Here is a 20161-nt window from a genome sequence, read left to right as displayed (position 1 = left end):
TGTTGCTCCCGCGAGCGAGCGGAGCACTCTTCACACCATGAAGGGGAAGAGGCCTCCGCTCAGCGGAGATTCAGGTTCAGACGCGGGTCGCGACAGCGCTGCCGAGGGCATCACGCAGACCACGAACAACGGCCACCATCGCCAGCTCATCCTGCAGGCGGTTCACTGCTGAACCGACGCCCACGCCGGCCGCACCGGCAGCGATGGCCATCGGCAGCGTCACCGCCGACAGACCCGAAGCACACAGAACCGGCACATCGACGGCGCGGCTGATGCTGTGGGCCGCCGCCAGGGTGGGGGCAGCCTTCTCAATCAGGCCCAGGTGGCCAGCACTGAAGGGCTTGGCACTGGTACCGCCCTCGGTCTGGATCAGATCGGCACCGGCGGCCACCAGATCGATAGCCAGCTGCTCCTGCTCATCCATCGGCAACACGTGGGGCACGGTGACGCTCAACACCACGTTGGGCAGCAGTTGACGGGTGCGACGGGTGAGCTCAAGCACCTCAGCCGCATCAAAGATCCGGCCCTGGAGGTAGAAGGCGTCGTAGTTGCCGATCTCCACCATCAGTGCACCGGCTTCCACCGCCGCAGGGAACTGCTCAGGCTCCACCGACGACACGCACACGGGCACGCCACCGGAGGCCTCGATCGCCAGACGCACCAGGGCGGGATCACAGGCCACGTCGATCAGATCAGCACCGCCACGCCCGGCTGCACGGGCGACCCGCTCCACACTGGCGGCATCGAAATTCATCAGGCCAGCGATCACCTTGAGCGCAGAGCGCTGCTCAAGGCTGCGCTGCAGGGAAGCGGGCAGCTGCTGAAGACGGGTCATGGGGGACTGGACAGCGGTGCCCTGATTCTCACACCGTGGGGGAAACACACCCTTCTTTCTTGGGCTGGACGTCATGGCATGACCGCCTGCACCGGCGCCTGCTGATGCAGCCGCAGCTGCTGCCCCAGGGCAGCTCCTTGCTGCTGGCGGTGTCGGGCGGACAGGACTCCATGGCCCTGCTGGCGTTGCTGCAGGAACTGGCGCCCTTGCATGGCTGGGGCCTGAGCCTTTGGCATGGCGATCACGGCTGGCACGACGACTCCAGCCGAATCGCCGCGGAACTGAGCAGCTGGTGCGAGCAGCGCCAACTCCCCCTGCAGGTCGACCAGGCAGCGCCGGGAGAGGTGCCCAGCGAAGCCAAGGCTCGGCAGTGGCGTTACGAACTGCTGGCACGACGGGGCCGCCAAGCAGGCGCCGATGTGGTGACGGGCCACACCGCCAGCGACCGGGCCGAAACGATGCTGCTGCAGCTGGCCCGCGGCAGCGATCTGGCTGGCCTTGCAGCCCTGCCCAGCGTTCGCCCCCTCAGCCCGGAAGGCCCCCAGCTGCGCCGGCCACTGCTGCACCTCCAGCGCGAGGACACCCTCCAGATCTGCCGGGAGCTGGCGCTGCCGATCTGGGAGGACCCCAGCAACCAATCCCCCGCGTTCGCCCGCAACCGAATTCGCAAGGAGGTGCTGCCGGTGCTGGAGGCGTTGCACCCAGGCAGCACGCAGCGGATGAGCGATCTGGCCGAACGGGTGTCCCAGGTGCGGGACAGTCAGACGGAACTCAGCCGGATGGCTCTGGGGGTTCTGCAAACCCCGGCTGGCCTGGACCGCCGCGGCCTGGGAGCGTTGAGCCCAGCCAGCCGCCGCCTGTTGCTGGCGCAGTGGCTACAGCAGCAGGGGGTACCAGCTCTGCCGGCCAGCCAACTGGACGAACTCAGCCGGCGACTGGACAACGGTGCCCCCGGCGGTGCAGCCGATCTTGCCGGGGGCTGGCAACTCAGCTGGAAGGGAGGGGAGCTGGTGCTGCAGCAGCGCGCAGCAGAGCATTAACCGCCGCGGCCACCAGACCAGCTCCACCCCTGCTGCTCTCCAAACGGATCTGGGGCAAACCGCTGGCCGCCAAATGCTTCTTGCTTTCCGATACCCCCACAAACCCCACCGGCATGCCGATCACCAAGCTGGGGGCTGGAGCACCGGCGGCCACCTGCTGCAACAGCACCTCAAGGGCGGTCGGCGCACTGCCGATCAGCACCACCGGAGCCGGTGACGCCGCCGCGAGCGCGCGCCAGGCCCGCTGCATGCCCGCCGCCGTACGCGTTGAACCCGCCGGTGCCGCGTCAGGTGCCCACTCCAACACCGTGTGCACGGCAGTGCCCAGAGTGCGTTGGGCCATCGGGGCCACCGCCGCCGCCGCCATCGAGGTGTCCGTCAGGATCGGCGCTCCCTGCTTCAGCGCTGCCAAACCCTGCTCACAGGCCCCCTCACTGAACCGCAGCAGTGTTCCCAACGAAAGATCGCCGCTGCTGTGCACCAGCCGTTCCAGCACCTGCTGTTGCAGCGGCGGCAGGCCCGTGTCCCCCAGAGCCGCCCGGATCCGCCGGATGCTTTCGGTGAAGATCGGGTGGTCCTGGGCCATCCACGCCATCATCAACCCATGCCGATCCATCTGCTCTGGGGTGATGACGCCGCTGCGCGGGATCGGGCCATCGATGCCCTGATCGGCCAGGTTGTCGACCCCAGCTGGAGCAGCCTCAACCTCAGCCGCCTGGATGGGGCGGACGCTGGTCAGGCCCTGCAGGCCCTCGAGGAGGCCCGTACCCCTCCCTTCGCCACTGGCGAACGGCTGGTGCTGTTGCAGCGCAGTCCGTTCTGCAATGGCTGCCCAGGCGAGCTGGCCGACCGGTTTGAGGCCGCCCTCGAGCTCATCCCGGACAGCAGCCACCTGGTGCTGGTGAACCCGGCCAAACCCGATGGTCGCCTGCGCACCACAAAAAGCCTGCAGAAGCGGATCAAAAGCGGGATCGATCAGGAGCAGAGCTTCCCGCTGCCAGCGGCCTGGGATAGCAACGGCCAGCGCCAGCTGGTGCAACGCACGGCCGAGGCCCTGGCCCTGAAGGTTGAGCCGGATGCCATCGATGCCCTGGTAGAGGCCATCGGCACCGACAGCGCCCGGCTGGAATCGGAATTGCGCAAACTCTCCCTTCAGGACACCAGCATTTCCGCTGCACGGGTGCAGGAGCTGGTGGGGGGACGCTCCACCAACGCCCTGGCCGTGGGCGATGCCCTGCTGGAAGGCAACCCCGGCGAAGCGATCGCCCGTTGGGATGCCCTGATCGAAGCAGGGGAACCAGCTCTGCGCATCGTGGCCACCCTCACCGGTCAGATCCGAGGCTGGCTCTGGGTGAGCCTGCTGGAACAGCAGGGGGAACGGGATGTGGCCGTGATCGCCAAAGCCGCTGGAATCGGCAACCCCAAACGCATCTACGTGATGCGCAAGCAGCTGCAGGGCCGCCCGCCCAAACGCTTCCTCTCGCTACTCGGCCGTCTACTGGAGGTGGAGGCACGGCTGAAACGCGGCGCCCAACCTGGCGATGCCTTCCGCGACGGCCTGCTGGGCTGATCACTACCGGCCAGGTGAGAAAATCCAGCGTTGCTGAAGCCCGGCCCATGGCCCTCCTGGTGCAGAAATTCGGGGGCACCTCCGTCGGCAGCGTGGAACGCATCAAGGCGGTGGCTGATCGGATCGGACGTTGCCGTGAGGAGGGGCACGACGTGGTTGTGGTGGTCTCCGCCATGGGCCACACCACCGATGAATTAACGGGTCTGGCCAACGCCATCACTTCTGCCCCCACCCAGCGGGAGATGGACATGCTGTTGGCCAGTGGCGAACAGGTGTCGATCGCCTTGCTGGCGATGGCCTTGAACGCCCAGGGGGTCAGTGCGACATCGATGACTGGTCCACAGGTGGGCATCGCCACGGAATCCACCCATGGCCGAGCCCGGATCCTTGGGATTCGCACCGACCGAATCCGCAACCGTCTTGCGGCTGGCCAGGTGGTGGTGGTCGCCGGATTCCAGGGCACCAGCACCAGCAGCGATGGCCTCAACGAAATCACCACCCTGGGGCGTGGGGGCTCCGACACCTCCGCTGTCGCCCTGGCGGCGGCCCTGGGTGCCGATGCATGCGAGATCTACACCGACGTTCCGGGTGTGCTCAGCACCGATCCGCGCAAGGTGTCCGATACCCAGCTGATGGAGACGATCAGCTGCGACGAAATGCTGGAACTCGCCAGCCTTGGGGCCTCCGTGCTGCATCCCAGGGCCGTCGAGATCGCCCGCAACTACGGCGTGAACCTTGTGGTGCGTTCCAGTTGGAGCGATGCCCCCGGCACCCGAATCACCAGCCGTTCAGCCCGCCCGATCAGCAGCAGTGGCCTGGAACTCGGCAGTCCCGTGGATGGGATGGAGGAAGTGGACGGACAGGCCGTGCTCGCCCTCTCCCAGATTCCTGATCAGCCTGGGATTGCCGCACGACTGTTTGAAGCCCTCTCCGAGGCCGGAATCAATGTTGACCTGATCATTCAGGCCACCCATGAGGGCAGCAGCAACGACATCACCTTCACGGTGGCGGAAGCGGATCTCGAGCTAGCCCGCATTGAGAGCCAGAAGGTGCTGGATCAACTGGGCGGCGATCTGGCGTCCGAAGCAGGGCTGACGAAGCTCAGCATCAGCGGGGCCGGAATCATGGGGCGTCCTGGCATTGCCGCCAGCCTGTTCAACTGCCTGTGTCAGCAGGGCATCAACCTCCGCCTGATCGCCACCAGTGAAGTGAAGGTGAGCTGCGTGATTGACTCCGGCGCCGGCAGCAAAGCGGTTCAAGCCGTGCAAGAGGCCTTCGCCCTGGAGGACTCGCAAATCCGCATCAATCCCACCGACAACGGCAACGGGGAGCCGGAAGTGCGCGGCGTCGCCCTTGACCGCGACCAGGTGCAACTGAGTGTTCGCCACGTGCCCGATCGACCCGGCACCGCAGCGGCGCTGTGTTCAGCCCTGGCGGACAACAGCATCAGCCTCGACGCGATCGTTCAATCGGAACGGCAACACAGCGACGGATCGCGGGACATCACCTTCATCTTGCGCAAGGACGACCGCGCTCGCGCCGATGTAGCCCTGGCACCCCTGCTGGCCCAGTGGCCCGGTGCCGCTCTGGAGGATGGTGAGGCCATTGCCCGGGTGAGTGCTGTGGGGGCGGGGATGCCGGCAACGCCAGGGACGGCGGGGCGCATGTTCCGTGCCCTGGCGGATGCGGGCATCAACATCGGCCTGATCGCCACCAGCGAAATCAGAACCAGCTGTGTGGTGGCCGAAGATGCTGGCGTCAAGGCGCTCCAGGTGGTGCACACCGGATTCGGACTAGGAGGTGAAGAGCGTCACACCGCCCAAGGCACCGCTTCACCGCACGACCCCGACTAACGGTCTACAACGGGGGGACTGGCCCCCCAACGCGTGGACGCCGATTTCGAGCAGCACTACCAAGCCGCAGAACGGGCCTATGGCCTCGGGGAGTACGCCGAGGCCCATGCCATCGCCTCAGCGTTGTGGGATCAACTCCAAAGCGCCTCGAACGACCACGACCCCAGCCTGGTCTTGGGCTGGCGGGCGGTGGTGTCGCTGCTTTTGGGTCACATCCAACTGCATGGTCTCCAGCAACCGGAGCAAGCCGCCGCCGCCTACGAACGGGTGCTTGAGGGTGATGTGGACGCCACCATCGCCGCCCTGGCGGAACAGGGGCTGGAGCGCTGCCGAGCAAAGGACATCGCCAGCGGAGCAGGTACGACGCCCATAACCACTGGCGCCATTCCAGACCTGCTCAAAGATCCCTTCCTGAGCACGGATCCCGGTCAAGCCAGGCCAGCACCGGCTGATGTGGTCACCGCGATGCCGTGGTTGTCCAGTGATGAGGAGCCCCGGCCCATGCCGACTGCGGATCCCTCTCTCACTCCGTCTCCTGTGCGAAACCCGGAGACAATGGTGACTCCAGCAGCCAATTCCGAAATCAAGGTCGCAGACCTGGAGATCAACCCCACAACAGAGGAATCAAGCGAAGACAACGCCGAGACAATCACCCCGAGCCCAAGCCCAGATCCAACGCTTACCCCGGAAGTCAATTCAGACGTCGAGCTCGAGATCGCGAACCAGGAACAAGCACTCAGCGAAGAAAAGCCATCCCTCGACGCCGTCGAGCCCGCAAACCAGGAGCCTGCGGCCACAAAGCTTTTGGAGAACTCATGGCTCCGCGTTCAACTCCAGCCCGACATCAAAAGCCCCACCGACTCCGTGGAGCCGATGGGGCTGATCAACAGGATCAAAGGGGTCTTCGCCCGATCAGCTGGCCGCTGAACGACGACGACGGGTGCGGCCTGCAGGCATGTCCGGCTCCGGAGAAGCTGGGGCTGCCTTTTCGACAACCGGTTGGGGGGCGACTTTCTCCACCACGGCGGTCGCAGCAGCAGCGCGGACGGGAGCCGGTGTTGCCGAACCAGAACGGCCGTTGCCCTGGTTGTTGCGCACCGGAGCGGGGGTTCCACCGCCACCACCGTTGCGACGGCCATAGGGAGAGCCACCGCCACGACCACCGCGACCGCGGGGAGCCGGACGGTCATCGGGCTCAGCATCAGCACGGCCCTTGTAAACCGGTGTGCCACCTGGTGCCGGCTGCACCAGACAGAGAATTAGCGGCTCCACCTGAAGTTCACGGCGCATCCGGCGGCCAAGGCCCACCTCCACTTCGCGCTGCACACCCATCCAGTCCACCTCGGGTGCCTTGCCACCGGTGTTGCGGCAGAGCTGCTTTCAGCGGTTCTCAAGCACCCACTTGATTTCACGCTCCACCCACAACGACATCTTGCGGGCATCAGCTGTGGTGACCACACCCCGCAGGTTCACCCGCGGCGGAGCCACCATGGCACCATCGGTGCTGATGGCGGCGAGGATCGTCACCACGCCGTCTTCGGCCAGTTGCTGACGTTCCTTCAGCACACGGGCATCGACGATGCCATTGCGGGATTGATCCAGCAGCTCGATGCCTGCCTTCACCGCATTGCCCTTGCGAATCGAATCCGCGGTGAGCTCCACCACATCGCCGTTGTCGATGATCAGGGTGTTGTCGACAGGGACCCCCATCGAATGGCCGGTGCGGGAGTGCTGCACCAGCATCCGGTGCTCACCGTGCACCGGCACAAAGAACTTGGGCCGGGTGAGGGCCAGCATCAGTTTCTGGTCTTCCTGGAAGCCATGGCCGGAGACGTGGATGCCTTCGCCCTTGCCGTAAACGACCTTGGCGCCCAGCATCATCAGCTTGTCGATGGTGTTGACCACAGAAATCGTGTTTCCCGGGATCGGGCTAGCCGAGAAGATGATCGTGTCGGTGGTCTTCACCTTCACCTGGGGATGCTCACCACGGGAGATGCGGCTCAGGGCGGCCAGCGGCTCACCCTGGCTGCCGGTCATCAGCAGCAGGGTTTCGCGATCGGGCACATCGTTGATCTGCTTGATCGGCACAAACAGTTCATCCGGCGCGCGCATGTAGCCCAGTTCCCGCGCCTTGGCGATCACATTGAGCATCGAGCGGCCCAGAAGCCCCACCTTGCGGCCGTTTTTCAGGGCCAGCTCCAGAATCATCGACACGCGATGAATCGAGCTGGCGAAGGTGGTGACGATCACCCGCCCTTCGGCATTGGCGATGTGGCGATCCAGGTTGGGGAACACCGAGCGTTCCGGCGGGCAGAAGCCAGGAACCTCGGAATTGGTGGAATCACTGAACAGACACAGGACGCCCTTATCACCGTGGTGGGCGAGACGGGCCATGTCGAAGTTTTCGCCGTCGACCGGGGTGTGGTCGAACTTGAAGTCTCCCGTGAAGATCACGGTTCCCACCGGTGTGGAGATGGCCAGCGAGAAGCTGTCGGCCATCGAGTGGGTGTTGCGGATGAACTCCACGGAGAAGTGCTGACCCACCTTCACCACATCGCGCGGACCGACGGTCTGCAGGGTGGTGCGGTCGCGGACACCGGCCTCATCCATCTTGCCGGTGAGCATCGAGAGGGCCAGCCGCGGCCCGTAGATCACCGGAATGTTGAAGTGCTTGAGGTGATGAGCGATGCCACCGATGTGGTCTTCATGACCATGGGTGACGATCATGCCGCGGATCCGCTTCTGGTTCTCGCGCAGGAAGCTGGTGTCGGGGAGCACCACATTCACCCCGTGCATGCCGTCGCTGGGGAAGGCCAGACCGGCATCCACCAGCATCAGGTCATCGCCGTACTCGAAAACACAGGTGTTCTTGCCGATCTCGTGCAGACCACCCAGGGGGATCACCCGAAGGCAGGGCTCCTGACCCTTGCTGGATCGCGCGTTGTTGGCCATGAAAAACGATGTGTAAAAGAACGGGTTGCGTAAGCCGATAAGCCGGACCGAGCTAGGTCTGACGGAGGGCGGCCATGGCGTTGGAAAGCGAGCGTTTCATGTCGTCAGAAAGTGAGCACAGGGGCGGACGGGGTGCACCGACAGACCAGCCATTGAGTTCCAGGGCAGCCTTGACGGGAATCGGATTGGTGGTGGCGAACAGAGCCTTGAACAGGGGAATCAACGCGTCGTGCAGGGCGAGTGCGGAGGCACCATCGCCGTTCAGATAGGCCTCGATCATGGCGCGGATCTCAGGGCCCGCCACATGGCTGCCCACACTCACCACGCCCACGGCACCCACCGCAAGCATCGGCAGGGTGAGGCCGTCGTCACCGCTGTAGATCGCCAACTGCGGACCACAGGCCAGCCGCAGCGCCGTGACCTCTTCAGTGGTGCCGCTGGCGGCCTTGAAACTCACAACGTTGGGGCAGTCCATCAGCCGGGCCACCGTGGCCGGGGCGATGCTGCAGCCGGTGCGGCCGGGGATGTTGTAGAGCATCAACGGCAGCTCAGGAGCCGCCTCAGCAATGGCCCGGAAATGGGCCTCCAGACCCTCCTGGGGAGGCTTGTTGTAGTAAGGAACAACAACGAGAGCTCCATCCGCGCCTGCCGCCGCCGCTTCCTTGGTGGCCTCCACCGCTTCAGCTGTGGAATTGCTGCCGGTGCCCGCCAACACCTTGGCCTCGCTGCCAACGGCATCACGCACTGCCTGCAGCAGCTGCAACTGCTCGTCCCAGCTGAGGGTCGGCGATTCACCGGTGGTGCCGCACACCAGCAATCCATCGGAGCCCTGATCCACGAGGTGCCGTGCCAGGTTTGCGGCAACGCTGAGATCTACAGCACCACTGGCATCAAAGGGGGTCACCATCGCGGTGACAACACGACCGAAAGGCGTTGGCGAGAGGGTGGCGGCCTGGGTCATCACTTCTGAATCAACAGTTCAGCGATCTGAACAGCATTAAGCGCCGCTCCCTTGCGGATTTGGTCCCCACACAGCCAGAGTTCCAGAGCATTGGCATCACTGATGTCCTGCCGGATCCGCCCGATCGCCACCTGGTCGCGACCGGTCACATCCGTCGGCATCGGGAAACGGTTCGACGCCGGATCGTCAATCAACTCCACACCAGGTGCATCCGCGAGCAGCTCACGTGCCTCATCAACCGGGAAGGGGGACTCGAACTCGATGTTCACCGCTTCGGAATGGGCCCGCAGCACGGGCACCCGCACGCAGGTGGCGGTGAAGCGCAGATCCGGCAGACCCATGATCTTGCGGGTCTCGTTAACCATTTTCATCTCCTCCTCGCAATAGCTGTTGGCCTGCAGGGGAGAGTTGTGCAGAAAGAGGTTGAACGCCAGGGAATAGGGAAGCACCTCTCCTTTCGGAGTGCCGCCATCCAGCACCGTCTGCGAAAGGTTTTTCAGCTCCTCCATGGCCCGGGCACCGGCACCACTGGCGGATTGGTAGGTGCTCACCACCACCCGGCGCATCGCCCGCTTGGCCGCCAAAGGAGCCAAAGCCAGGGTGAGCAGGATGGTTGTGCAATTCGGATTGGCGATCACGCCCTTGTGGGCGAAGGCCGCATCGGGATTGACCTCAGGCACCACCAGCGGCACACCATCCTCCATCCGGAAGGCACTGGAGTTATCCACCATCACCGCACCGGCGGCGGTGATCGCCTCGCGCCACTGCTTCGAGACAGAACCACCGGCCGACGCCAGCACCAGATCGACCCCGTCAAAGGATTGAGCAGATACCTCTTCCACCGTGAGGGTGCGGCCGTTCCAGGTTTGGGTCTGGCCAGCCGAACGGGCCGACGCCAGCAGCTTCAGCTCGCCAACGGGGAAACGGCGCTCTTCAAGAAGCAGCAACAGTTCCTGACCAACAGCACCGCTGGCACCGAGAACTGCAACGTTGAGAGGGCGATTGGGAAGGGTCGAAGACAAGCGGTGGAGTGGACGATCTGAACGAAAACCCGTCGTTTCTCGAATCCGACATCACTGCGTAGAGAACGTGATGCCGACCTAGCGACGCGCTCAGCTTACCGATCCAGCCTGAATTCACCCGTTGCATAAAGTGCTTGGCTGCCCTTTCCCTTCCCCCATGAGCGCTGCAGCCCTGAAGGTGACCACCGAAGCCCGCCCCAGCAGCCGCCTGGCGGTGACGGTGACCGTTCCTGGGGAGCGCTGCAAGACGAGCTACGAAGACGCCATCACCAGCCTGAGCCGCAGCATCAACCTGCCGGGCTTCCGCAAGGGCAAGGTGCCGCGCACGGTGCTGGTGCAACAGCTGGGAGGCGTGCGGATCAAAGCCACAGCTCTGGAAAAGCTGATCGATAACGCCTGGCGTGACGCCATCAAGCAGGAATCGCTGGAACCGATCAGTCAGCCTGATCTGAGCAGTGGTTTCGAAGGCCTGCTGGAGAGCTTTGAGCCCGGCAAGGAACTCACCTTCACCCTGGAAGCCGACGTCGCCCCGACGCCGAAGCTGAAAACCACCAAGGGCCTGAAGGCGGAATTCGAAACCGTCGCCTATGACGCCTCACGGGTCGACACGATGCTTGAGGACTCCCGCAAGCAGATGGCCACGGTCGTTCCGGTGGAGGGTCGTGCCGCCAAGAACGGCGACATCGCTGTGCTCGGCTTCAAAGGCACCTACAGCGATGACGGCAGCGAGATCGAGGGCGGCAGCGCCGATTCGATGGATGTGGACCTGGAAAACGGCCGGATGATCCCAGGCTTTATCGAAGGGGTCATCGGCATGAAGGTCGGCGAGACCAAAACCGTGGAGTGCCAGTTCCCTGACGACTACCCGAAGGAGGACGCCCGCGGACGCAAGGCCGCCTTCGAGATCGAATTGAAGGACCTCAAGACCCGCGAACTGCCCGAGCTGGATGACGAATTCGCCAAGCAGGCCAGCGAACAGGAGACCCTGGCGGACCTGCGCAAAGATCTGGAGCAGCGGCTGAAGGACGACGCCGAACGCCGTCAGACCAGCAACCGCCGCGATGCCCTCGTCGCCGCCCTGGTGGAGCAGCTGGAGGTGGAGCTGCCCGAAGCCCTGATCCAACAGGAAAGCCGCAACCTGCTGGAGCAGACCGCAGCTCAGTTCGCCCAGCAGGGCATGGATGTGAAGTCGCTGTTCACTCCCGACCTGGTGCGCAACCTGATGCAGAACTCACGCCCCGAGGCCGAAGAGCGTTTGCGCCGCAGTTTTGCCCTCACCGCCCTGGCGGAAGCGGAGGACATCAAGCTCGACGACAAGGATGTGGACGCCAAGATCAAGGAGGTGAAAAAAGAGCTCTCCGCCGACGCCAAGATCGATCCCGAGCGCCTGCGTCAGGCCGTAATGGATGACCTGATGCAGGACCGTCTGATGGGCTGGCTCGAGGAGAACAGCACCCTCACCGAGAAGGCGCCGGCAGCTGACGACAGCAAGGCTGAAGCCAAGAAAAAGCCCGCCGCCAAGAAGGCCGCGGCCAAGAGCAAGTCCAAGGCGGACGCCAAGGACTGAGCAACGCCCATAGATTGGCCCAACTTCACCGCAGACCGATCGCGTGATCGACGCCCGCAGTCACCACCCCATCCAGAACCGCTGGCGGGCCGCCATGCCCGTCTCGGCGCCGGGGCCTCTGCCCACGGTTGTGGAACAGTCCGGTCGCGGCGACCGCGCCTTCGACATCTATTCCCGCTTGCTGCGGGAGCGGATCATCTTCCTCGGCACCGGCGTGGATGACGCCGTTGCTGATGCCCTGGTGGCGCAGATGCTGTTCCTCGAAGCCGAGGATCCCGAAAAGGACATTCAGATCTACATCAACTCTCCGGGAGGGTCGGTCACCGCTGGTCTGGCGATCTACGACACGATGCAGCAGGTGGCTCCAGATGTGGTGACCATCTGCTATGGCCTCGCCGCCAGCATGGGTGCCTTCCTGCTCTCCGGAGGCACCAAGGGCAAGCGTCTTGCCCTGCCGAATGCCCGGATCATGATTCACCAACCCCTTGGTGGAGCCCAGGGGCAGGCGGTGGACATTGAGATCCAGGCCAAGGAAATCCTCTACCTCAAGGAAACCCTGAACGGGTTGATGGCGGAGCACACCGGCCAGCCGCTCGACAAGATCTCGGAAGACACCGACCGCGACTACTTCCTTTCTCCGGCAGAAGCGGTTGAATACGGCCTGATCGATCGCGTGGTGGACAGTTCCGGGGACGGAGGAATCATTACGGAGGGCTGACAGACGCCCTTCCGTTCTCGATCCTGTGTGTTCAGGGAGACCCCATCGGTTGATTCCTGAGTTGTTCTCCTGTGTGGTGCCCAGCGTTCGATGGCCAAGTTCGACGCCCATCTGAAATGTTCGTTCTGTGGGAAATCCCAGGACCAGGTGCGCAAGCTGATCGCCGGACCTGGCGTTTACATCTGCGACGAATGCATCGATCTCTGCAACGAGATCCTGGATGAAGAGCTGGTGGATGGTCAGGGCAATCCACGCCACAGCCACGAACCGAGCCGCAAGGCCACGCCAGCCGCCCGCAAGAGCAGCAAACCGGCCCCGACCCTGGCCTCCATTCCAAGGCCTCAGGACATCAAGAGCTTCCTGGATCAGCAGGTGGTCGGCCAGGACGCGGCCAAGAAAGTGATGTCGGTGGCGGTCTACAACCACTACAAACGTCTGGCCTGGCAGGGGGATGGCCAGGGCGAAACCGAGGAAACGGCAACCCGGCTGCACAAGAGCAACATCCTGCTGATCGGGCCCACCGGCTGCGGCAAAACGCTGCTGGCCCAGACCCTGGCCGAAATGCTGGACGTGCCCTTCGCCGTGGCCGATGCCACCACCCTCACCGAAGCGGGCTACGTGGGTGAGGACGTGGAAAACATCCTGCTGCGTCTGCTGCAAAAGGCCGACATGGATGTGGACCAGGCCCAGCGGGGGATCATTTACATCGATGAAATCGACAAGATCGCCCGCAAGAGCGAGAACCCCTCGATCACAAGGGACGTGTCGGGCGAAGGTGTGCAGCAGGCCCTGCTGAAAATGCTGGAGGGCACGGTTGCCAACGTGCCGCCCCAGGGCGGGCGCAAGCACCCCTATCAGGACTGCATCCAGATCGACACCAGCCAGATCCTGTTCATCTGCGGTGGTGCCTTCGTCGGCCTGGACGACGTGGTGCAGAAACGCATGGGCCGCAATGCCATCGGCTTCATGCCCAGCGACGGCCGTGGACGCAGCCGCGCCAACCGCGACCTTCAGGCCGCCCAGGTGCTGCGGCACCTGGAGCCGGATGATCTGGTGCGCTATGGCCTGATCCCCGAATTCATCGGGCGGATGCCGGTGAGTGCCGTGCTGGAGCCCCTGGACGAAAGCGCCCTGCAGTCGATCCTCACCGAGCCCCGCGATGCCCTGGTGAAGCAGTTCCGCACCCTGCTGAGCATGGACAACGTGCAACTGCAATTCGCCGATGACGCCATCGAGGCGATCGCTCAGGAGGCCCACCGGCGCAAGACCGGCGCCCGCGCCCTCCGCGGCATCGTTGAGGAGCTGATGCTGGACCTGATGTACGACCTTCCTTCCCAGACATCGGTGAAGGAGTTCACCGTCACCCGAGCGATGGTGGAGGAACACACGGGCGGCAAGGTGCTCCCCCTGCCTGGAGCGGAACAACAGAAGACCGCCTGAAGTCTTGGCTGCTGCTGACCATCTGGAGGTGCCGCGTCAGCACGGCCTGTTCAACCACCACGGCATCGACCTCGGCGACGGAACCGTCGCCCACTATCTGGAAGGGCGTGAAATCCTGCGCAGCCCCTTGGAGGAGTTCAGCCAGGGGCAACCGGTGCGGGTGATCAACTACGTCGAGTCGTCTCCGCAGGGTGTGACCCTGCGCCGGGCCATGGGGCGCCTGGGGGAACAGGACTACAACCTGCTGTTCAACAACTGCGAGCACTTCGCCACCTGGTGCAAAACCGGACGTCATCGCAGTGGGCAGGTGGACTCCGTGCTGGAGCGGGCCCGCCATTGGAGTGGGCTGATGCCTTCGGCGCTGATGCGGGGCCTGGAGCTCCTGGTGAAACGGGGCCTGCTCGATGACGACGCCCGCGCCATGGCCAAGCGGGGTGTGGAGAAGCTGGAACGCCTGCGCCTCTCGCTACTGCACAAGTTGGAGGGTCTACTGGAACGGGCAGGAGAGGGAACCGATCGCCGGCTGTTGCTCACGGGCCAGAGCCTGGCCGATGAACTGACCGCCGTCGAAGACCTGAAACAACGGATTGATGCCCTGCTCCAACAGCACCCCGCCCTTCCAGGCTCCGATTCCTCTGAGTAATCTCCTCTCAACGCTCGCGGCGCATGAGTTCGGCCTACCAGCCGCTGCATCACAAATACCGGCCCCAGCGCTTTGATCAGCTGGTGGGGCAGGAGGCGATCGCCGCCACCCTGGGCCACGCCCTCACCAGCAATCGGATTGCCCCGGCCTATCTGTTCAGCGGCCCCCGCGGCACCGGCAAAACCTCCAGCGCCCGCATCCTGGCCCGCTCGCTCAATTGCCTGAACAGCGAGGGGCCCACCCCAGAGCCCTGTGGCACCTGCGAGCTCTGCACCACGATCGCCGCCGGCACCGCCCTCGATGTGATAGAGATCGACGCCGCCTCCAACACCGGCGTCGATAACATCCGCGAGCTGATCGAACGCTCCCGCTTCGCGCCGGTGCAGGCCCGCTGGAAGGTGTACGTGGTGGACGAGTGCCACATGCTCTCCACCGCAGCCTTCAACGCTCTGCTGAAAACCCTGGAGGAGCCCCCGCCGCAGGTGGTGTTCGTGCTCGCCACCACCGACCCGCAACGGGTGCTGCCGACGATCCTCAGCCGTTGTCAACGCTTTGATTTCCGGCGCATTCCTCTGGATGCCCTCAACAAGCATCTGAGCTGGATCGCCGAACAGGAAGCGATCGAGATCAAGCCTGAGGCCATTCATGTGGTGGCCCAGCGTTCCCAGGGAGGCCTGCGGGATGCGGAAAGCCTGCTGGATCAGTTGAGCCTGCTACCGCCACCGATCGAAGCCGCTGCGGTGTGGGATCTGCTTGGGGCCGTGCCCGAACAGGAACTGCTGGAGCTGGTGGGGGCCATGAGCAGCGCCGAACCTGTGCAACTGCTGGAGGCCACCCGCAACCTGCTGGACCGGGGCCGGGATCCCGGGGCCGTGCTTCAGGGTCTGGCCGGGATGCTGCGCGATCTGGTGCTGATGGCCGCCGCTCCAGAGCGACTGGAACTCACCAGCGTGTCGCCCCAGTTCCGCGAGCAGCTGCCCACCCTCGCCAAGACCATCGGCAGGGCCTGCTTGTTGCAATGGCAGGCGCAACTGCGCGGCACCGAGCAACAACTGCGCCAAAGCGTGCAGCCGCGCCTGTGGCTGGAAGTGCTGCTTTTGGGCTTGCTGGCGGAACCGGTGGCGGCTCAACCCACAACATCAGCCCCAGCCCAAAGACAACCAGCAACAACGCAATCGGCAGCAGCAGCAAACCCACCAACAACACCAATCGCCCCTCCTGCTCCCACGCCTTCCACTGCAGCCCCTGCAGCCGCCCCTGCAATCGAGGCGCCCACCCCCAGCCCAAAACCTGCCCCTGCGCCATCACCGGAACTGCCGACGGTCTCCACCCCTGCACCGGCAGCCAGCACCAACCTGCCCGAGCTATGGCAACAGATCCTGGGCAGTCTCGAACTGCCCTCCACCCGAATGCTGCTGTCGCAGCAGGCCCAACTGGTGCGTCTGGATGCCAACCGCGCCGTTGTTCAGGTGGCAGGCAACTGGATGGGGATGGTGCAGAGCCGGGCATCCCTGCTGGAACAAGCCGTGGCCAAAGCGCTGGGCGGCTCGAGGCAGCTGGTGCTGGAGGCCAGCAACAGCGCCATGCCACCTCCGCTGGCAACAACCCCGGTCACAACACCGTCAATCACTCCACCAACCACACCCCCCCCCATCGCACCGGCCATCGCAACAACGCCGGTCGAAACAGCCCCAGCAGAGGTCGAGCCCCCCGGACCAAAACCGGCGCCAACGCCGGCACCCTCAGCCACACCAGCGTCAGCTTCGGTGCCAGCGCCAGAACTGCCGCACACCCAAGCCAAACCATTGGACGCCAACCCGGCAGCTGCACCAGCAGAATCCAGCCCTCAAGCCAGTCCTCCCTCAGGTCTGGATCGTCAGGCCCGCAACCTGGCGGACTTCTTCAACGGTCAGGTGCTCGACGTTGACGAGGTCAACTGAGTGTGCGTCGAGTCGGCGACTCTCCCCCCGGTCATGCTGTCCAACAGGCAACAACCTCAGGCCTGAACCGGATGCTCCTGACCATGGCTGGTTTTGGCCCAGACCAAGCGTTTGGGGAGCAGTGACATCCGCAAGGTCACCCAGGGAATCACCACAAACCAGTGGCCCAGGTAAGCAATCGCGACGAAGAGATTGGCCAGGCTCGCTGAGGGAATCTCCGGCCCCTCGCTGCCATCGCGACATCCGCGCCAGTAGGCCAGACCCGACACGCTGAACGCCACCACAGACAAAGGCCAGTAGACCGGCACGCTTCGGGTGATCAGAGCCGTGCTCAGATCAGCGAAGGACACCACCGGCAAGGCGTACTGGAGCAGAAAAAAGGCCGTCAGATCCAAGCGCTGACGAAGACTCAACTGCGCTGAGGTGAGCACCGGCCAGTAATCGAAGAACCGCTGCAAGCCACCTTCCGCCCAGCGCTGCCGTTGCTTCCACAGGGCCTGAAGACCGGGTACCGCCTCTTCCTGAACCGGAGGGTCCCACAACAATCCCACCAAGGCGCCATGGGTCAGCAGGCGGAAGCTGAGATCAAGGTCATCGGTAACGGTGTCTTCGTTGAAGCCGCCGCTGGCCTCCAGCACCGAGCGCTTGATCAGCTGTCCGTTACCCCGCAGCTCCGCCACCCCTCCATTGGCCAGTCGGCCCGACTGGATCACGGCATCCAAAGCCATCTCCATCGCCTGGGATCGCGTCAGCCAATTGCGATCGGCATCAATCACGGCCTTGCGCAGTTGCACCGCCGACCAACCACCATCCAGGGCGTAGGGGACAAGACGCTCAAGCAGGTCGTCCTGCAATTGGGCATCCGCGTCAAGCACCAGCAGCCACTCACCCTTGAGACGGTTCAAGGCGGTGTTGAGCGCACCCGACTTGCCACCGCCGGCATTGCGCTGGCGATGGATGACATTGAGTCCAGGGTGCTGACTGGCCAGATCGTCCAGCAACTCGGAGGTCCGATCAAGACTTCCGTCGTCGATCACCCAAGTGGTGAGTTGGCTGGACGGATAGCGAAGGGATGTGAGCCGTTCCACCAAACGCGGCACCACTGCCTCTTCGTCGCGGGCAGCCACCACCACATCCAGGCTGGGAAGCTTGGCCCGATCAATCTCAGGCACGGACGCCGATGACCCACGTGTCAGCTGCCCGCGCATGACGGAACGGAGGCCATAGCCCCCAAGCATCAAGGCAAGACTGATGGCGGGCCAGAGCGAACGGGCGGAGTCGAGCCAATGGGGAGCAGCACCAGCACATCCACAGGCGAACAGGAATGCTGCCGATTTCACCCGACGGTGATCACCCGATGTGGCGTTCGAGCTCATCCAGATGCCCAGGTGGGAAGGACTTTAAGGGGACTGCGCTGGTGTTGAGAGCGGGCCGTAGACAGTCCCTGGGTAGTAATGGCTCAGGATCCGCTCCACGGGCCAGCCACGCCAGGCCAGGTCGATCGCTCCCGCCTGCGACAAACCAGCCCCATGACCGAAGCCACCACCCCGCACCAGCCAGCGTTCATCGCCCTGAGGCTCAAACACGAACAGGGTGCTGGGCAGGGTGCGAAGGGTGCGACGGATGGCATCCAATTTGAGGGTCACTGGAGCGGCGTCACTGCTGCCTGAGATCTGCAAGGCCAGCACCCTGCCGCTGGCGCCCCGCTCCAGCACCCTTAGCTGCAAAGGAGAGACCAGCAGGTCTGCGGCTGCGCCCAGGGCCTGACGCAAACCCGGACCCGAAAGGGTTCGGGTCCAGCGGAAGCGGGGGTGCTGCTGGCCATAGGCCCCGCTGCGATCGGCAAGCAACGCTTCCACAGCCTTGCGCTGCTGCAAGGGCAAGGGATGACGGTTGCGCCAGCCCTCATCCCCATCCGGCTTCGCCCGCAAGTAGGTGCTGGGCTGCATGGCCCAGGCTTCCGGCCCGGCAGCCATCATCCCGCCGTTGGTGGCGTGATAAACGGCGCTGATCGGCTGATTGTTCAGGCTCAGCAGCTTTCCCTGGGTGGCCGCAATCGCCTTGCGCACAGGGGCTCCCGCATGGCGGGGATCGCTGTAAACCTGGCACTGGGTGTCACTGCAGAGGTGATAGCCATCAATGCTGAAGCGATGGCTGTTGGCCAGAGCCCAGGTGCGCGCCAGAACGGTCTGCGCCTGCAACGCCGCCATCGGTGAACCGGCACCGATCTCATGGGGCACCACCCCCTCGAGGTAGCGCTCCACTGGCACCTGCTCCACCAGCGTCCAGCTGCCGTAGGCGTCCCGTTGCAGGCGGAAGGGCCCCTGAAAGCGTCCACCCGCCCAGAGCAAGCCGTCCGAGGCTTCAATCGAAACGGGACCCTGGAGGGTGCGTCCCCCCTCCGGCGTCTGCAATACCGGTTCGACGGTGCTGGTGAGGCTGCCTTGCCAATCGCGGAAGGCCAGACCCTCGGGCACAGGCGAACCTTCCGGCGCCCACACCTCCCATTCCCTGGGATGGGCCACCTCAGCTGCAACCCCCAGGTCTCGCCAGCGGGAAGCGACGCGATCCGCCGACTCGAAGCTGGCGAAGGGGCCTGCAACCCGACGAGCCAACGGCAGCGGTCGGTCCAAAGGCACGCTTCGCCAGGTAATCGCGAAGCCCGGGCCCATGCGTTGCTCCCCCATGGCATCGCGAAGGGTGAGCGATCCAGCAAAGGCAAGCAGATTTAACGGAGCAGCACTCGCGGCAGCTCCGAGGTGGTCCTCCAAGGCAACCCACAACACCGGTTCAGCACCCTCAACGGGCGGTGGGTCGACCACGGAAGGATGCGTCGCCCGTTGAACCTGTTTGACCACAGCAGGCTCAGTCTCAGTGGGTTGGAGGGCATCAACCTCCTCGCGGGCGCGGCAGCCCAGTCCCATACAGAGCAGCAATGTGAGCGTCAGGAGCCGAATCATTCAGCGGGGGGCACGTCGGGACGTATTGTTGTCGTTTGTGTCCGAACGAGCAGACCAATGCCCAAGCTGAAGACCCGCAAAGCTGCCGCGAAGCGGTTCAAAGCAACCGGCACTGGCAAATTTCTGCGTCGTCGCGCTTTCCGGAACCACCTGCTGGACCACAAAACCCCCAAGCAGAAGCGTCATCTGGCCACCAAGGCCGTGGTGGACCGCACCGATGAGGAGCGCGTGACCCTGATGATGCCCTACGCCTGAGCACAGCTGCTCAGACGAGACCGTTCAACAAGACCTGATCCAACCCTTCCAACCTCATGGCCCGCGTCAAGAGAGGCAACGTCGCCCGTAAACGCCGCAACAAGATCCTGCGGCTGGCCCGTGGCTTCCGTGGTGGCAACGGAACCCTGTTCCGTACAGCAAACCAGCGGGTGATGAAAGCCCTCTGCAACGCCTACCGCGATCGTCGTCGTCGCAAGCGCGATTTCCGTCGCCTCTGGATTGCCCGCATCAACGCCGCTGCCCGCCTGAATGGTGTGAGCTACAGCCGTCTGATGGGCGGTCTCAAGAAGGCCGATGTGCGCCTGAACCGCAAGATGCTTGCTCAGCTGGCGGTCGTTGACCCCGGCAGCTTCACCAACGTCGTGGCTGCAGCCAAGAGCTGAA

General features: G+C 64.3%; 17 protein-coding genes and 1 pseudogene. 11 read left to right on the top strand and 7 right to left on the bottom strand.

The annotated features are described in order from the left end of the window. Positions 1-76: 76 nt before the first annotated feature. On the bottom strand, positions 77-835 hold the full coding sequence (locus tag SynA1562_RS00380; protein WP_186494235.1) for a DUF561 domain-containing protein: 759 nt from the start codon (positions 833-835) through the stop codon (positions 77-79). 59 nt (positions 836-894) lie between these two features. Here SynA1562_RS00380 and tilS point away from each other — a divergent pair, with 59 nt between their 5' ends. Continuing rightward, the gene (tilS, locus tag SynA1562_RS00375) at positions 895-1875 is read left to right on the top strand and encodes a tRNA lysidine(34) synthetase TilS (protein WP_186494234.1); all 981 of its coding nucleotides are present in this window, start codon (positions 895-897) and stop codon (positions 1873-1875) included. Here the strand turns inward: tilS and SynA1562_RS00370 are convergent. Continuing rightward, on the bottom strand, positions 1823-2470 hold the full coding sequence (locus SynA1562_RS00370) for a precorrin-8X methylmutase (protein ID WP_186494233.1): 648 nt from the start codon (positions 2468-2470) through the stop codon (positions 1823-1825). The genes tilS and SynA1562_RS00370 overlap by 53 nt on opposite strands. A gap of 9 nt (positions 2471-2479) precedes the next feature. Between SynA1562_RS00370 and holA the strand changes: the two genes are divergently transcribed. From holA to SynA1562_RS00355, 3 genes are read left to right on the top strand one after another with little or no spacing between them, the layout of a single operon-like run. Beyond that, entirely contained in the window at positions 2480-3445 is a 966-nt protein-coding gene (gene holA / locus SynA1562_RS00365; protein WP_186494232.1) for a DNA polymerase III subunit delta, read from the top strand. Positions 3446-3492: 47 nt separating this feature from the next. Continuing rightward, positions 3493-5298, top strand: coding sequence for an aspartate kinase (locus SynA1562_RS00360; RefSeq protein ID WP_186494231.1), 1806 nt, complete (start codon positions 3493-3495; stop codon positions 5296-5298). 33 nt (positions 5299-5331) lie between these two features. Continuing rightward, the gene (locus tag SynA1562_RS00355; RefSeq protein ID WP_186494230.1) at positions 5332-6225 is read left to right on the top strand and encodes a hypothetical protein; all 894 of its coding nucleotides are present in this window, start codon (positions 5332-5334) and stop codon (positions 6223-6225) included. Here the strand turns inward: SynA1562_RS00355 and SynA1562_RS00350 are convergent. The 3 genes and pseudogenes from SynA1562_RS00350 to SynA1562_RS00340 all read right to left on the bottom strand — a co-directional run bounded on the left by SynA1562_RS00350 (position 6211) and on the right by SynA1562_RS00340 (position 10233). After that, positions 6211-8250 (bottom strand): annotated as a pseudogene (locus SynA1562_RS00350) (ribonuclease J). The gene SynA1562_RS00355 and the pseudogene SynA1562_RS00350 overlap by 15 nt on opposite strands. 52 nt (positions 8251-8302) lie before the next feature. Beyond that, positions 8303-9211 carry a 4-hydroxy-tetrahydrodipicolinate synthase gene (gene dapA, locus SynA1562_RS00345; RefSeq protein WP_186494229.1) on the bottom strand — a complete coding sequence of 303 codons (909 nt, stop codon included), beginning with the start codon at positions 9209-9211 and terminating at the stop codon, positions 8303-8305. After that, positions 9211-10233 carry an aspartate-semialdehyde dehydrogenase gene (locus SynA1562_RS00340; RefSeq protein ID WP_186494228.1) on the bottom strand — a complete coding sequence of 341 codons (1023 nt, stop codon included), beginning with the start codon at positions 10231-10233 and terminating at the stop codon, positions 9211-9213. The genes dapA and SynA1562_RS00340 overlap by 1 nt, the downstream gene beginning before the upstream one ends. Positions 10234-10390: 157 nt before the next feature. On the opposite strand from SynA1562_RS00340, the gene tig reads away from it, so the two are divergent. The 5 genes from tig (at position 10391) to SynA1562_RS00315 (ending at position 16541) form a co-directional block, all read left to right on the top strand. Then, positions 10391-11800 (top strand): trigger factor, encoded by a 1410-nt coding sequence (gene tig / locus SynA1562_RS00335; protein WP_186494227.1) that lies wholly within the window; start codon positions 10391-10393, stop codon positions 11798-11800. Positions 11801-11843: 43 nt separating this feature from the next. After that, entirely contained in the window at positions 11844-12518 is a 675-nt protein-coding gene (gene clpP / locus SynA1562_RS00330; protein ID WP_186494226.1) for an ATP-dependent Clp endopeptidase proteolytic subunit ClpP, read from the top strand. A 90-nt stretch (positions 12519-12608) separates the two neighbouring features. After that, positions 12609-13958, top strand: a complete 1350-nt coding sequence (gene clpX, locus SynA1562_RS00325) for an ATP-dependent protease ATP-binding subunit ClpX (RefSeq protein WP_114988861.1) — start codon at positions 12609-12611, stop codon at positions 13956-13958. Positions 13959-13962: 4 nt separating this feature from the next. Next, positions 13963-14601, top strand: a complete 639-nt coding sequence (locus SynA1562_RS00320) for a lecithin retinol acyltransferase family protein (protein WP_186494225.1) — start codon at positions 13963-13965, stop codon at positions 14599-14601. A gap of 23 nt (positions 14602-14624) precedes the next feature. Next, positions 14625-16541: a DNA polymerase III subunit gamma/tau gene (locus tag SynA1562_RS00315; RefSeq protein WP_186494224.1), complete on the top strand. Its 1917-nt coding sequence runs from the start codon at positions 14625-14627 to the stop codon at positions 16539-16541. Positions 16542-16597: 56 nt separating this feature from the next. Here SynA1562_RS00315 and SynA1562_RS00310 read toward each other — a convergent pair whose 3' ends face one another. Next, on the bottom strand, positions 16598-17917 hold the full coding sequence (locus SynA1562_RS00310; RefSeq protein WP_186494223.1) for a glycosyltransferase family 2 protein: 1320 nt from the start codon (positions 17915-17917) through the stop codon (positions 16598-16600). A 24-nt stretch (positions 17918-17941) separates the two neighbouring features. Then, positions 17942-19501, bottom strand: a complete 1560-nt coding sequence (locus SynA1562_RS00305; RefSeq protein ID WP_186494222.1) for a SpoIID/LytB domain-containing protein — start codon at positions 19499-19501, stop codon at positions 17942-17944. A 57-nt stretch (positions 19502-19558) separates the two neighbouring features. Here SynA1562_RS00305 and rpmI point away from each other — a divergent pair, with 57 nt between their 5' ends. Both rpmI and rplT read left to right on the top strand, forming a co-directional pair. Then, positions 19559-19756, top strand: coding sequence for a 50S ribosomal protein L35 (gene rpmI, locus SynA1562_RS00300; RefSeq protein WP_006852081.1), 198 nt, complete (start codon positions 19559-19561; stop codon positions 19754-19756). Between the two features lie 56 nt (positions 19757-19812). Next, on the top strand, positions 19813-20160 hold the full coding sequence (gene rplT, locus SynA1562_RS00295) for a 50S ribosomal protein L20 (RefSeq protein ID WP_011363098.1): 348 nt from the start codon (positions 19813-19815) through the stop codon (positions 20158-20160). Position 20161 lies beyond the last annotated feature (1 nt).

The sequence above is a fragment of the Synechococcus sp. A15-62 genome (assembly GCF_014280075.1).
Taxonomy (GTDB): Bacteria; Cyanobacteriota; Cyanobacteriia; order PCC-6307; family Cyanobiaceae; genus Parasynechococcus.
Note: the sequence above shows the minus strand (reverse complement) of the source record. Positions and strands in the feature narration are given on the sequence as shown.